Genomic DNA, 14,358 nt, shown 5'->3' on the forward strand with positions numbered 1-14,358 from the left:
GTACGGTGGACGTATTGCCGAGGAAGTGGTTTTTGGGCGGGAACAAGTAAGTACCGGTGCGTCTAACGATATTGAGCGGGCCACTGAGTTGGCTAGAAATATGGTAACTAAATGGGGCTTTTCTCAGCGCTTGGGGCCGTTGTCATACAGCGAAGAAGAAGGCGAAGTATTCTTGGGTCGGTCGGTGACGCAACATAAAACGGTTGCCGAAGAGACTTCCCATACTATTGACGAAGAGATTCGTTCTTTCATTGACCGGAATTATGAGCGTGCTGAAACGATTCTGAAAGAGAATATCGATATTCTTCATGCCATGGCCGAAGCATTGATGAAATATGAAACTATCGACAAATATCAGATTGAAGATTTGATGGCTCGTAAACCTGTAAGGACTCCTCAGGGCTGGGATGATAAACCGCCTTCTTCTCATGGTGATGTTGTAACGGATGAAGTTAAGAATAAGGATGAAGTAAAAAATGAGAAATCAATTGGTGGGACTGCTGAGCAAAGCTGAGGACTTCCTGAATTAACAAAAAGGAGAGGCGTAATGACTCTCCTTTTTTTATGTAATTTATAATTTGCTGCAAGCTGTTATCTTTGGTCTTTTATCTGTTTTGGGTCTTAAAAACAATGACAAGAAAATATTTTGGAACTGATGGCATTAGAGGAAAGGTTGGTGAGTATCCGATAACGGCCGATTTTTTTCTGAAACTAGGGTGGGCCGCTGGTCGAGTGTTTGCAAATGAAGGGCATGATTTTGTCTTGCTTGGCAAAGATACCCGTATTTCGGGTTATATGTTTGAGTCTGCGTTGGAGGCCGGATTGACCGCTGCCGGTGTCAATACTCGCTTGTTAGGGCCTATGCCGACGCCGGGTATAGCCTATTTAACTCGTACCTTAAGGGCGCAGGCCGGTATTGTCATTAGCGCCTCTCATAATCCTTATTATGACAATGGCGTTAAGTTTTTCTCGGTGCAAGGAACGAAATTGCCGGATGAGGTCGAAAAAAAAATAGAGGAATATCTCGACTCGCCGATGACAACAGTAGAGTCGTCGAAATTGGGTAAGGCGAAACGGTTGGTTGATGCCCCTGGTCGCTATATTGAGTTTTGCAAGGCCAGCGTGCCAACTCGACTTGATTTTAGCGGCATGAGAATCATAATCGATTGTGCTCATGGCGCGACCTACCATATAGCGCCTCATGTTTTTAGCGAAGTAGGTGCTGAAGTCGTTACGATTGGAGCAGAGCCGGACGGCCTTAATATTAATGAGGAATGTGGAGCTACTAAGCCGGAAAAATTAGCGGCAGCAGTTTTATCTTATCGTGCCGATTTGGGTATTGCCCTGGACGGTGATGGTGATCGGTTAGTGATGGTCGATCATAAAGGCGAAATCGTTGATGGCGACGAGCTTATCTATATTATTGCTAAAGCAAGATTGGATATAGGGTTGATGTCAGGGCCTGTCGTGGGGACTTTAATGTCGAATCTGGGTATGGAGCATGGTCTTAATAAGCTGGGGCTCAGCCTACTTAGGGCTAATGTGGGCGACCGGTACGTCATGGAAATGTTGTTGGAGCACAAAGGGATTTTAGGTGGCGAAAATTCCGGGCATATTATTTGCTTGGATAGAACAACAACGGGCGATGGTATTATTTCTGCTTTGCAGATCATGGCGGAAATGCAAAGTAGCGGAAAAAATTTACATGAATTGAAATCCGGGATGCAAAAATATCCCCAAGTTTTGGTAAACGTCAAAGTTAGCAAAAAAATTAACCCGGATAAAGATGAAAGTATACAAAAGGCGGTGAAAGCAATCGAGAAAAAGCTAGGGGATAGTGGCCGGGTATTGCTTAGAGCTTCAGGAACAGAGCCATTAATTCGGGTAATGGTGGAAGGTCAGCAGGAGGATTTGGTTAAAAATTACGCTCATCAAATAGCTGATGATGTTAAGAAGGCAATGGAAGCTTGAATTAGGCGCTATTAATATATATTATAGATAGTTTGATTCTATGTGAGGAGTGGTGATGCGTCGGTCTCTAGTTGTGGGAAATTGGAAGATGAATGGAACTCTCGCCAGTGCTGAGTTGCTTACAAAAGGTATTATTGCCGGATTAGAGGGAAATAGTGCGGATATCGCAGTGTGTGTGCCTTATGTGCATTTGCCAAAAGTGAGTGAATTAGTTAAAAACACTACATTGGCATTGGGCGCTCAAAATGTTGCAGATAAAGCTTCAGGCGCTTATACCGGAGAAGTTTCGGCAGCGATGCTAAGTGAATTCAGTTGCAAATATGCTCTTGTAGGGCATTCCGAAAGACGCAGCTATTATGGCGATACTGATGAATCGGTAGCCGCCCGTTTTTGCCAGGCGCAAGAACAAAATATTATTCCAGTTTTGTGCGTAGGTGAAACGCTGGAGCAACGCGAACAAGATGAGACGTTTGCTGTAATTAATACTCAGCTTGATGCCGTTATCAATTTGGCAGGTATAGCTGCTTTTGGCGCGGCAGTCATTGCCTATGAACCGGTTTGGGCCATAGGGACAGGTAAAACAGCGACTGATGAGCAGGCTCAGGAAGTTCATCGGTACATAAGGCAATACATTGCTGCTAAAGATCAGGCTATTGCCGATAAAATACAAATTTTATACGGCGGTAGCGCCAAGCCTGATAATGCAAAAGGCTTGTTTGCCATGCCGGATATTGACGGCGGTTTAATTGGTGGGGCTTCGTTGGATGCGGAATCCTTTTTAAAGATTTATCATTCAATTTAGAGTAATTTAGACGTTATTATGTATCAGGTAATTATTGTTGTTCATGTGCTGTTGGGTTTAGGGGTTGTTGGATTGGTCTTAATGCAACAAGGCAAAGGGGCCGATGCGGGCGCAGCTTTTGGCACAGGATCTTCGGGTTCTGTTTTTGGAGCTCAGGGTGCAGCATCTTTCCTGTCTCGAGCTACAGCAATCCTAGCAACTTTGTTTTTTATGACCAGCTTGGGTCTTGCAGTCTTAAATGGTAAACAAGGTGCAGCTTACGACTTAATGAACGCCCCCAGAACTGAACAGGATACGCTCGGTATTCCTGATGTGGATGGTGCAAAAGAAGCCGGTAGCGCTTCTCCTAAGACTGACCTGAAATCTGAAGATGTGCCTGTTGCTACGCCAGCGGCTCCCAGTGCTGAGCAGCCAGTTGAAAAAAAGTAATAAATATTGTTTATGATACAAGCAATACACTGCTTAAATAAACAGAATAGCATGTTTTAGATAGTATCTTTGCAAGCAAGTTTTAGCCGATGTGGTGAAATTGGTAGACACGCCATCTTGAGGGGGTGGTAACGCAAGTTGTGCCGGTTCAAATCCGGCCATCGGCACCAAATATACCCTGCTAGGGATTTTCTCTAGTGGGGTGTTTTTTTGTTTGCCCCAACGAAAAATGAAGAAGTAAGTTTCTAGATTAGAACTCCGATGCAGAAAAATAATTAGACTATACTTAAGCACTTAAATGTAGAGCGTTGCATGTTCATACAAAGTTTTGCTTTTAAAATTAGAGATTAATGGAGAAAACAATGGCAAGTATTCTTGCAGTTGACGATTCGGCTTCAATGAGAAAAATGGTTTCATTTACTTTAAGAGCTGCTGGATACGATGTCGAAGAGGCAGTGGATGGAGTGGATGCTTTAGAGAAAGCACAGGCTAGGAAATTTGACTGCGTCGTAACTGATGTCAACATGCCAAATAAAGACGGCATTACTTTAATTAGAGATTTACGGGCACTCCCGGATTACAAATTTATTCCTATGTTGATGCTTACGACCGAGTCAGGGATTGAGAAAAAGCAAGAAGGTAAAGCCGCAGGCGCAACAGGATGGATGGTTAAGCCTTTCAATCCTGATCAATTATTAAAGACATTGCTAAAAGTTTTGGGTTAGCTAGTGTTTTGAGCATATGCAGGATAAGCCAATGACATGTCCAGTCCCTACGGCTCTTTATTTTAAGTGTTAGAACCAATCATGACTTGCATAATTGTTTGCCTAAGCGGAAAGAAATAAAGAAAGTTTTTGGGTACATTAATCTTGTTTAAATGAATTTAGACGCACACAGGTAAGTCTATGTCTATTGATATGTCACAATTCCATCAAGTCTTTTTTGAAGAATGCTTCGAAGGACTGGAAGCAATGGAGTCTGGATTGTTAACTCTCGATATGGGGGATATTGATTCGGAAGTAATCAATACTATTTTCAGGGGGGCGCATTCAATAAAAGGCGGCAGTGGAACTTTTGGTTTTACCGTCGTTGCCGAATATACCCATATTATGGAAACTCTGCTTGATGAAATGCGGGATGGGCGTAGAAAGGTAACTCAGCCGGCAGTCGATGTTTTGCTTGGATCTGTTGATTGTCTCAGAGAGATGTTGACTGCGATTCAGAATGAACGGGCTGTCAATAGCGCCAGTGTCGAAAAGCACAAGGCAGCTTTGGAGGTTGTGCTAAATGGCGGTTCGGTACCAGTGAAACCACCGTTTCCTGATGAACAGCAAATAACAAGTGAAGAGATTCCTGTTAATGACTCTCCTGATATTGATGAAGAAGAATTCACTGCATTTGAAGAGCAGGGCTGGAAAATAGCTTTTTGTCCTTATCTGGATTTGCTTAAAACCGGTAATGACCCGGTAAGATTATTTCGAGAATTGAATGAACTGGGCGAATTGACAACCGTTGCTAATATTCAGGATGTTCCTGGTTTTTATGAATTAGATCCAGAGGAGTGCAATATTTCTTGGGATTTAAAAGTTGTCGGAGATATTTCTGATGATGAAATAAGAGAAATATTCAATTGGGTTGAAGGCGACTGTGAAATGGACATTCAGCCTCTTACCAAAACCATCAAATTACCTCCCGTAGTAAAAGAAGCCGATCCCGAACCAATCTCAGCAGACGTTTCGCCTAACGATCTTGCTCCAAAATCCGCTGAGATCAAACCTAAGCCTATTACGGAAACCAAAAAGGCTGATTCTCAAGATTCAGATAACGAAGTGGCAAAAACCACAGCTAAAGCCAGCTCAATTCGGGTAGATACTGACAAAATCGATACATTAATCAATATGGTTGGTGAAGTTGTGATAACGCAATCCATGCTGGGTTTAGTCGGTGAAAACTTTACCATGGATAAAGTTGGTCAGCTTAAAAGAGGGCTTGCCCAGCTAGAGCGTCATACGCGTGATTTACAACAAAGCGTCATGAATATTCGGATGCTCCCTATTAGCTTCGTTTTTAGTCGCTTTCCACGTTTAGTGCATGATATCAGTAGTAAATTAGATAAAAAAATTGTATTGAAACTTGTCGGGGAAAATACCGAAGTTGATAAAGCTGTCGTTGAGCTGATCAATGATCCATTGGTTCATTTAATCAGGAATAGTCTGGATCACGGTATAGAGATGCCGGCGGATAGAGTTGCAGCAGGTAAGCCTGAAACAGGAACCATAGAGTTGAGGGCGTATCATCGCGGTGGACACATTGTCATAGAAATAATTGATGACGGTCGCGGATTAAATAAAGATAAATTGCTGGCAAAGGCTATAGAAAAAGGATTGATTGAAGAAAATAATCTTCTTACCGAAAAACAGATATTTGAGCTCATCTTTATGCCGGGTTTTTCTACGGCTGAACAGCTCACTGATATTTCCGGTCGCGGTGTAGGCATGGATGTTGTAAGAAGAAATATTCAGTCTTTAGGTGGCAATATAGAAATTATTTCGGAATTGGGCAAAGGAACAACCATAGCAATCCATTTGCCATTAACGCTGGCAATTCTTGATGGTCAATCTGTTGCCGTGGGCGATGAGACATACATCGTGCCGTTAGTTTCCATTATTGAGTCAATTAATATTACCGAAAGGATGCTGAACAAGGTTGCAGGTAAAGGGGAGACCTTCCGCTTACGAAATGAATATCTACCTGTTATTAGAATGCGCAATATCTTTAATGTTCATTCGGGCAACCCGACCAAGTCGAAAGAAGGAGTTCTTGTGGTCGTTGAGGGGCAGGGTGATCTGTGTTGCTTACTGGTAGATGAGTTATTGGGCCAACAACAGGTAGTTATTAAATCGTTGGAAGCGAATTACCGGCGAGTAGAGGGCGTTTCAGGTGCAACCATTTTGGGCGACGGTTCTGTTGCATTGATTCTAGATGTTCCGGGGTTAGTGCGTTTTTCAACTCGCTGAATATATAATAAAAAAATAATAAAGATAGATATGGCAACAGAAGCTGAAAAAAAAGATATCGATCAATATCACTATAGTAGAAACCTTGATAATGCTGTGCAGTATCTGAGTTTTGCTTTAGGAAAAGAAGAATATGGGGTTGATATTCTTCGCGTGCAGGAAATACGAAGCTGGGAGCCTGTTTCCAGAATACCCAATGTGCCCTGCTATGAAAAAGGTGTCGTTAACTTACGCGGATCTATTGTGCCGATTCTCGATTTGAGAGAAAGGTTTAATTTGAGTCAAGCCGAATACACGCCGTTGACAGTGGTTGTCGTACTGCAAACCGGCGATGCTAATAAAACGCGCATAATGGGGATTGTTGTTGACTCAGTCTCTGATGTAATTAGCGTGGATAAAACCGAAATTCAAAGTGCTCCAGACTTTGGAGCTAAAGTAAGCAATGAGTTTATTAACGGCTTGGTATCGGTTAATGACCGAATGGTAATGTTGCTTGATGTGGACAAATTACTAAAGCTGGAAGAGCTTGATCAAGATGAAAATTAATGGTTTCCAAATGCTCTGTGTGGGTAAATATATTTGGCATGGCTTAAGGGGTAAGGTCGCGTGAAGATTAATATGCCGGTAACTAATAATGAGATTATTCTAAAAAAGGGTACCATCTTAGTTTCAAGAACCGACTTGATGGGGCGTATCACTTACGTCAATGATGCCTTTGTTGAAACAAGCGGATTTACCCGTGATGAGTTAATGGGACAGGAACATAATATCGTCCGTCATCCTGACATGCCTGCTGAGGCTTATGAAGACTTATGGCTAACCTTAAAGCAGCTCAGACCCTGGCAGGGATTGGTGAAGAATAGGTGTAAAAACGGCGACCATTACTGGGTTGAGGCAAATGCCATGCCGTTGTTTAAAGATGGAAAAGTTTATGAATACCTGTCTGTTCGCCATCCACCAAAGCGGGATGTGATTCCTGCGACTGAACAGCTGTATAAGAAAATTAATGCCGGTAAAGTAAAGTTAAAGCCGACCGGTTTGGCGACAATGGCTAAATCAATTAGCGAAGTTGCAATAGCGAAAAAAAATGCTTTTGCAGTGTCCGCCTTTTTGCTCCCGATCTTTTTTCTGATATATCGATTGTACCTGACGCAGGAGTATGCTTTGTTAGCAGGCGTTGCTCTGTTAGCCGCAATGGCATCAGCGCTCAGTATCAATATGACCAAGGTAATAACCGATACGTTGGAAACAGCGATTACTATCTGCTACCGGCTGAGCAGTGGCAGTTTCGGAAATAAGGTAGATCTGAAGCGGGAAGACCAGTTAGGCGATTTCCTGCGCGGCTTGTACTGTATGGAGGTGAAGCTGGGGTTGGATTTGGCTGATTTCAAGCAAGGTCTAGCAGAATCTAAACGGATTACTCAGGCTCTGGACAATGTTCAATCCCCTGTTATGGTGGCGAACAAGAATTTTGAAATTATTTATATGAATGATAGCGTTCATAAGATGTTCAAGGCGGCAGAAAGCGATCTTCGCAGTCAGTTACCTCATTTTTCCACCGATAAATTGATGGGCTCAAATGTTGATTTATACCACGCCAATATTAAAAGTGGGCTATTAGAAAAATCACAAGAGTCAATTAGATCGCAACTAATCATTGGCGGCCGGCATATGAGTATTATCGCTAGTCCTGTTAATAGCGATGGTGAGCGTATCGGTTATGTCGCTGAATGGCAGGATAGAACCCACGAAGTTTTAATTGAGCAGGAAATTGATCAATTGGTGCAAGGCGTTAAAGCCGGTGATTTAAGTGCGCGCATAAAATTAACTGACAAACAGGGGTTTGCTAAAGTACTGTCTGCTGGCATCAATGAATTAACAGATGTTATTGAATGCGTTTTTAATGATATTAACCGAGTGATGGAAAACATGGCTGAGGGCGATCTAACCACAGCCATTACCAATGAGTATGAAGGCGTTTACGCCGAATGCAAGAATAATATTAATAGCACTTTAGCGAAGCTTAGTGAATTTATCATTCAAATCAGGGATGCCGCTGATTTTATAGATAGTTCGTCGCAGGAAATGGCCAGCGGTAATAACAACCTGTCACATCGAGCTGAACAACAGGCCGCCAGCCTTGAAGAGACTGCTGCTAGCATGGAAGAGCTTGCCAGTACTGTTAAAAATAATGCGCAGAATACGGTTCAAGCGACTGAAATGGTTAATTCAGCAAGCCAATTAGCACAAAAAGGCGGTGGGGTAGTTAATTCGGCCATTGTTGCAATGCAGGAAATTAACGAGAGCAGTAATAAAATCGCCGAGATTATTGGCGTAATTGATGAAATTGCCTTCCAAACTAACTTGTTGGCTTTAAACGCGTCTGTAGAAGCCGCCAGGGCGGGAGAGCAGGGGCGTGGATTCTCGGTGGTTGCAACAGAGGTTCGTAATCTGGCCCAACGAAGCGCAACCGCGGCACAGCAAAGTAATGAACTAATCCAGAATAGTGTACAGAAAGTTCGTGCAGGAACGGCGTTTGTTAATGAGACAGGCGCGGCACTCACTGAAATTGTCGAAAGTGTTGCAAAAGTTGGCGATATCGTTACGCATATTGCCAATGCCAGCTCGGAGCAATCAGCCGGTATTGAGCAAGTTAATCAAGCGGTTTCTCAAATGGATGATATTACTCAGCAAAATGCAGCTTTAGCCGAACAAGCGGCAGCGGGCAGCATCGCCATGAGTGAGCAGTCTACCAACATGTCCAAACTGCTTAGCTTTTTCAGGGTCAATTCAAAGACTGCTTCAGCAACGGCTAGGCCAGTTGCGCATAATAAAGGGGCTGTAACGCCGATAAGAGCGGCAGCTAAAAAAACTGTTGTTCCTGTTTTATCACCAGTTAAGCCCAAAATCGATAGCAGCGACGAATGGGAAGAGTTTTAAGATGTTTAAGACTACAAACTATATAACCGACACGGAGCTATAACAATGGCAACAGATGTGCAGTCAAATAATAGTCGGGTAGAGCAATTTCTTACCTTTGAGCTTGCAGGTGAAGCGTATGGAGTTGAGATTTTAAAAGTACAAGAGATTCGTGGCTGGGAAGCCGTTCGCGTGATACCGAATACGCCGGCTTTCGTTAAGGGCGTGTTAAATTTACGCGGGTCCGTTGTGCCTATCATAGATCTACGGGAGCGGTTTTCTCTGGAACATTCCGATTATTCGCCCAAAACGGTAGTCATTGTGCTTTGCGTTGAACATGGTGCAAACCAGTTTGTAATGGGCATAGTGGCTGATGCGGTTTCCGACGTGTTGGATATTAATTTAGAAGACGTTAAAAGAGCGCCAAATTTCGGATCAAAAATAGATACGCGTTACATGCGAGGCATGTATGTGTATAAGAAAAAAATGATTATGCTCTTGGACGTTGATAAATTGCTCAATCCTGATGAGGTTGAGGGTATTGAAAGTTTGGTGTGACAGGTGAGAATTGTTGCAATAATTAATCAGAAAGGCGGTGTTGGAAAAACGACTACTACGGCAAATTTATGCCATGCAATTGCAGAATCGGGTTCAAAAGTTACCGTTATTGATCTTGATCCGCAAGGCCACTTAGCCGTTTCTTTAGGCATTACGGCGCGGGATATTGGCGGCATTGATGAAGCTATGTTGAAAGAGAAAAAAGTTCAGCAGCAGCTTATCGCCGTCAGGGATAATCTGCAATTAGTTGCGGCAGGAGCAAAACTTAAAGATGTTGAGCAACTGACTAGCAACAATTCACCTCGCGGTATTTTATTAAGAGACGCCTTACATGGAAGCCTTAATGATCAGGACTTTGTCTTTATTGATTGCCCGCCATCTTCAGGGTTGCTGGTTGCGAATGCATTGATTGCAGCAGACGAAATTTTAATTCCTATGGCCAGTGATTTTCTTGCCTTGCAAGGATTATCCCATCTGATGGGTACGATTAAGAGGTTTGAGAAGGCTTTGCAGCGGAAATACAAAACATTATTAGTTATGTCGCGATATTCACCTAATAGAAGAATATCGGGTCAGGTATTAAATGTTTTACTGACCCATTTCCCTAATCAAATATTAGCAACAGTTATTAGAGAAACGGCATTGCTTGCAGAATGTCCCAGCTTTGGTAAAACAATTTTAGAATATAGCCCGAAAAGTCGTTCGGCAAGGGATTTTCGTAGCCTTGCTCATGATTTTCTTGAAAGCAAGGTGATGTATGTCAACAAATGAAGAAAACGATTTAATCGGATACGATCCTCTGGAATGGATGGATGGCGAAACCGTTCAAGATGAAGATCATTTGATTACGGATGATTTGATAGGAAATGCTGATGAAAATCCAATTTCAAATATAAATGAAGAGGATGAATTAGTAACAGATACAGTAGAAGGCGACAATAGTCGTGTTTTGATAGAAGAAATAGCTGACGATTACTCTGCTGACGCAATAGATAGGGTAATGCAGGAAGCAATTGTTGAAGATACTGCATCAGAAGAAGCGCAGGGTTCACTGGTTGATTTAGACGCTACGTTAACTATTCAGAATGTCGGCAAGTTACATGAAAAGCTGAAAAATTCATTGGCCATCCACGATGAAATTGAAATAAATGCATCTGATGTATCATCAATAGATACAGCCACCTTACAACTGCTCGTTTCATTAAAAAAAGATGCAGTTAAGCTGCAAAAGAAAGTAACCATTATTTATCCTTCCCCACGGTTTGTTGAGTCTGCCCATTTGCTCGGTTTATTGGATGTGCTGGACGTTCATGAAGCGTAACTAACTAACGGGAAGTAGTTTAAAGATGGCTATTGTTGAGAAAGTTCGCGAATTTAAATTCACTGCGGATGACTTTAATTTTTTGAGAAAATTGTCTAATGAACATTCAGGTATTCAGGTTCCTGATGAAAGATTTGATATGTTTTACTCCAGGTTGTCCAAACGGGTAAGGAAGCTTGGACTTGCCGATTTTAAAGAGTACTGTCAATATCTTAAAGATCACCCGGACCACGAGTTTACTGAATTTATAAATGCCATAACAACAAACTTAACCGCTTTCTTTAGGGAAGTGCATCATTTTGATTATGTTCGTGATGTTGTTATTCCGGAACTTTTAATTAGAAATAAAAACTCTCGAAAAATCAGGGTGTGGTCCGCTGGCTGCTCTACTGGCGAAGAGCCCTACTCGTTAGCGATTACTTTATTGGAAAATGTCCCAGCCGACTGGGACATTAAGATATTGGCAACTGATTTGGATACTAATGTTTTAAAAACAGCCTCAGAAGGTATCTATACGGAAGACCGCGTCAGTGATTTGCCGGAAGATGTTCTTAAAAGATGGTTTATGCGAGGTAAATCATCGCAATCCGGCCAAGTCAAAGTAAGAGCTCAATTGCAGCAAGTAATTCAGTTTAAGAAGTTGAACCTAATGCAAGATTGGCCAATGAAATGTCATTTTGACCTTATTTTCTGTCGTAACGTCCTTATTTATTTTGATCGTGAAACTAAAACATTACTTGCTCAAAGATACGCTCAAATGCTGTCCAGCAAATCATGGTTATTTATAGGGCATTCAGAATCATTAAATCAGCTCTCAAATGAATTTGAGTTGGTTGCATGCACCAGCTACAGGAAAATTTCATAAATATCCATGAGTGCTAGCAATGGTATTGGCCTACCCTCTATCGACGGTTTTGACCACATTAACAGGTATTTGGACAAAGAGCGTGGCGTAATTGCCGCAAAAATTTTGCCCGGTGAATATTATGTAACTCAAGATGATGAATTGATTACGACCGTATTAGGATCTTGCATATCAGCCTGTATCAGGGATAAGGCGCTGGGTTTAGGAGGAATGAATCATTTTATGTTGCCGGAAACCACAGCCCATAAGCTGAAGCAGGGCAATGAAGCTGTTGTCGGCAATGCGACCCGTTACGGAAATTACGCCATGGAACATTTAATCAATACCATATTGACAAATGGCGGCAAAAGAAAAAACCTGGAAGTAAAAGTATTCGGCGGCGGTAAAATTATTCCTACCATGACAGACGTCGGTCTTAAAAATATTGATTTTATCTTGGAATATATCGATACAGAAGGGTTGACTTTATTATCTCAGGATTTAGGCGATATTTATCCTAGAAAGATAATCTATTTTCCCAAAACAGGGAAAGTTGGAATGAAAAAAATTAACCATTTACATAATGATACAATTATAAGAAGAGAGCGACAGTATTTTAACGATATTAAAAATGCACCTGTTGAAGGCGACGTTGAGCTTTTTTAAGAGAATACAATGAATAAAATACGTGTATTAATTATTGATGATTCATTGTTAATCCAAAAGGTACTGACTGAGATTTTAAATTCATCTCCAGATATTGAGGTAGTTGGCACCGCAGAAGATCCTCTTATTGCCAGAGAGATGATTAAACAATTAAATCCGGATGTATTAACGCTAGATATTGAAATGCCACGGATGGACGGAATAACTTTTCTGCGTAACCTGATGCGGCTCCGACCCATGCCGGTTGTGATGATTTCAGCGCTCACAGAAAGCAATGCGGAAGTGACTTTAACTGCTCTGGAGCTGGGGGCTGTGGACTTTATAGCTAAACCTACAATGGATGTAGAAAATGCATTGAATGACTACGCCGAAGACATAATTGCTAAGGTAATAGTAGCATCACAAGCTAATATCAGACGACTTGCATGATAATGTTTAAAGCTATAAATCTGGATTAGTATGTTGCGGGGAAATCTGTAATTATCAGGCGAAAAAATTTAATTAATTTGGTAATGATGTAACCGCTTAAAGTTAAGTGGTTAAATCAATATTACAAATACACCTTATTGATGGTGATGATAGGCTTCTTTTAGAGTGAATTTATGGATAAGATACGCGTATTGATTATTGATGATTCAGCATTAATCAGGAAAATACTGACTGAAGTTTTAAACTCGTCACCTGACATTGAGGTAGTTGGTGCGGCAGCAGATCCTCTTATTGCCAGAGAGATGATTAAACAACTAAATCCGGATGTATTGACGCTGGATATTGAAATGCCTCACATGGATGGGATAACTTTCTTAAGTAACTTGATGCGCTTAAGACCAACGCCTGTTGTGATGATCTCTACACTGACCGAACATGGTGCAGAAGCGACTTTAAATGCTTTGGCACTAGGTGCTGTAGATTTTATTGCCAAGCCCAAAGTTGATGTTGTTAATACTCTGAATGAATATGCCGAGGAAATTATTTCCAAGGTCAAAGTTGCGGCACAAGCTAGAGTAGGAAATAGTTGCACTAGAGCAATCAAATCCAAACATCCTGCGACATCTGCTCATGATATTCCGGAAAAACATTCAGTCGATGTTATTCTGAAAGCAAACCCGATAAAAACGCATATTAGTCCCACCAACAAAATAATTGCTATAGGCGCCTCAACAGGTGGAACAGAAGCGATTAAAACTGTAGTTAAAGGATTCCCATCTGATACCCCTCCTATTTTAATAACGCAGCACTTACCTGCTGCATTTAGTGAGTCATTCGTTCGGCATATTGACCTTGCAACAGAAATGTCGGCTTCTATTCCTAAACATGGACAGATAGTTGAATCAGGTCATATTTATCTTTCGCCTGGAGACAGGCACATGCTGGTAATTAGGGAAGGTGGTAAATATGTTATCCATTTGAGTGATGGTCTCCCTGTTAATCGCCATAAACCTGCTGTTGATGTTTTGTTTCGTTCAGTCTCTCAATGTGCAGGTGCTAATGCCATTGGTGTGTTATTAACCGGTATGGGTGCTGACGGAGCAATGGGCATGAAGGAAATGCACGATGCGGGCGCTAAAACAGTTATTCAGGATGAGCAATCCAGTGTGGTTTGGGGTATGCCGGGGGCCGCCTTTAAGCTGGGGTGCACTGACCATGTAGTATCGTTAGAAGAAGTTTCACATAAAGTTTTAAGCTTGGTTAAACTTGGTAGTACTAGCAAGGTTGTTTAATTCTATACGCCTTTCTCGGATGTGGTTGGCAGCGTTTTCTTATATGGATATATTCCATAAGAACTTACCATTGCAGAATAGGTAATGATTTGTGCCAGATGCAGAATTTA

Annotated in this window: 14 protein-coding genes, 1 tRNA gene and 1 pseudogene; all 16 read left to right on the forward strand. The window is 41.8% G+C overall.

The annotated features are described in order from the left end of the window. Positions 1–514 (forward strand): annotated as a pseudogene (locus M0R47_RS08540) (ATP-dependent metalloprotease); the annotation flags it as partial. A 116-nt stretch (positions 515–630) separates the two neighbouring features. Beyond that, positions 631–1,971, forward strand: a complete 1,341-nt coding sequence (gene glmM / locus M0R47_RS08545; protein ID WP_292553122.1) for a phosphoglucosamine mutase — start codon at positions 631–633, stop codon at positions 1,969–1,971. Positions 1,972–2,026: 55 nt separating this feature from the next. Next, the gene (gene tpiA / locus M0R47_RS08550) at positions 2,027–2,773 is read left to right on the forward strand and encodes a triose-phosphate isomerase (protein WP_292553311.1); all 747 of its coding nucleotides are present in this window, start codon (positions 2,027–2,029) and stop codon (positions 2,771–2,773) included. Between the two features lie 15 nt (positions 2,774–2,788). Next, positions 2,789–3,202 carry a preprotein translocase subunit SecG gene (gene secG, locus M0R47_RS08555; RefSeq protein ID WP_366513183.1) on the forward strand — a complete coding sequence of 138 codons (414 nt, stop codon included), beginning with the start codon at positions 2,789–2,791 and terminating at the stop codon, positions 3,200–3,202. A gap of 85 nt (positions 3,203–3,287) precedes the next feature. Beyond that, positions 3,288–3,372: transfer RNA gene (locus tag M0R47_RS08560), tRNA-Leu, on the forward strand. 192 nt (positions 3,373–3,564) lie between these two features. Beyond that, positions 3,565–3,927, forward strand: a complete 363-nt coding sequence (locus tag M0R47_RS08565) for a response regulator (RefSeq protein WP_006892323.1) — start codon at positions 3,565–3,567, stop codon at positions 3,925–3,927. 180 nt (positions 3,928–4,107) lie between these two features. Next, complete coding sequence (locus M0R47_RS08570; RefSeq protein WP_292553128.1) at positions 4,108–6,219, forward strand: chemotaxis protein CheA; 2,112 nt, start codon at positions 4,108–4,110, stop codon at positions 6,217–6,219. Positions 6,220–6,249: 30 nt separating this feature from the next. Continuing rightward, positions 6,250–6,765 (forward strand): chemotaxis protein CheW, encoded by a 516-nt coding sequence (locus M0R47_RS08575; RefSeq protein ID WP_292553131.1) that lies wholly within the window; start codon positions 6,250–6,252, stop codon positions 6,763–6,765. A gap of 60 nt (positions 6,766–6,825) precedes the next feature. Then, entirely contained in the window at positions 6,826–9,159 is a 2,334-nt protein-coding gene (locus tag M0R47_RS08580) for a PAS domain-containing methyl-accepting chemotaxis protein (protein ID WP_292553133.1), read from the forward strand. A 45-nt stretch (positions 9,160–9,204) separates the two neighbouring features. Next, on the forward strand, positions 9,205–9,696 hold the full coding sequence (locus M0R47_RS08585) for a chemotaxis protein CheW (RefSeq protein WP_292553134.1): 492 nt from the start codon (positions 9,205–9,207) through the stop codon (positions 9,694–9,696). A gap of 3 nt (positions 9,697–9,699) precedes the next feature. Next, on the forward strand, positions 9,700–10,467 hold the full coding sequence (locus M0R47_RS08590; protein ID WP_292553137.1) for a ParA family protein: 768 nt from the start codon (positions 9,700–9,702) through the stop codon (positions 10,465–10,467). Beyond that, positions 10,454–11,017, forward strand: coding sequence for an STAS domain-containing protein (locus M0R47_RS08595; protein ID WP_292553138.1), 564 nt, complete (start codon positions 10,454–10,456; stop codon positions 11,015–11,017). The genes M0R47_RS08590 and M0R47_RS08595 overlap by 14 nt, the downstream gene beginning before the upstream one ends. Positions 11,018–11,042: 25 nt before the next feature. Further along, positions 11,043–11,882, forward strand: a complete 840-nt coding sequence (locus M0R47_RS08600; RefSeq protein WP_292553141.1) for a protein-glutamate O-methyltransferase — start codon at positions 11,043–11,045, stop codon at positions 11,880–11,882. 6 nt (positions 11,883–11,888) lie between these two features. Beyond that, positions 11,889–12,527, forward strand: a complete 639-nt coding sequence (gene cheD / locus M0R47_RS08605) for a chemoreceptor glutamine deamidase CheD (RefSeq protein WP_292553144.1) — start codon at positions 11,889–11,891, stop codon at positions 12,525–12,527. 9 nt (positions 12,528–12,536) lie between these two features. Further along, positions 12,537–12,956: a response regulator gene (locus M0R47_RS08610; RefSeq protein ID WP_366513181.1), complete on the forward strand. Its 420-nt coding sequence runs from the start codon at positions 12,537–12,539 to the stop codon at positions 12,954–12,956. Between the two features lie 173 nt (positions 12,957–13,129). Then, complete coding sequence (locus tag M0R47_RS08615) at positions 13,130–14,248, forward strand: chemotaxis response regulator protein-glutamate methylesterase (RefSeq protein WP_292553147.1); 1,119 nt, start codon at positions 13,130–13,132, stop codon at positions 14,246–14,248. The last annotated feature ends 110 nt before the right edge of the window (positions 14,249–14,358 follow it).

This window comes from Methylobacter sp. (genome assembly GCF_023227905.1).
GTDB lineage: Bacteria > Pseudomonadota > Gammaproteobacteria > Methylococcales > Methylomonadaceae > Methylobacter_A.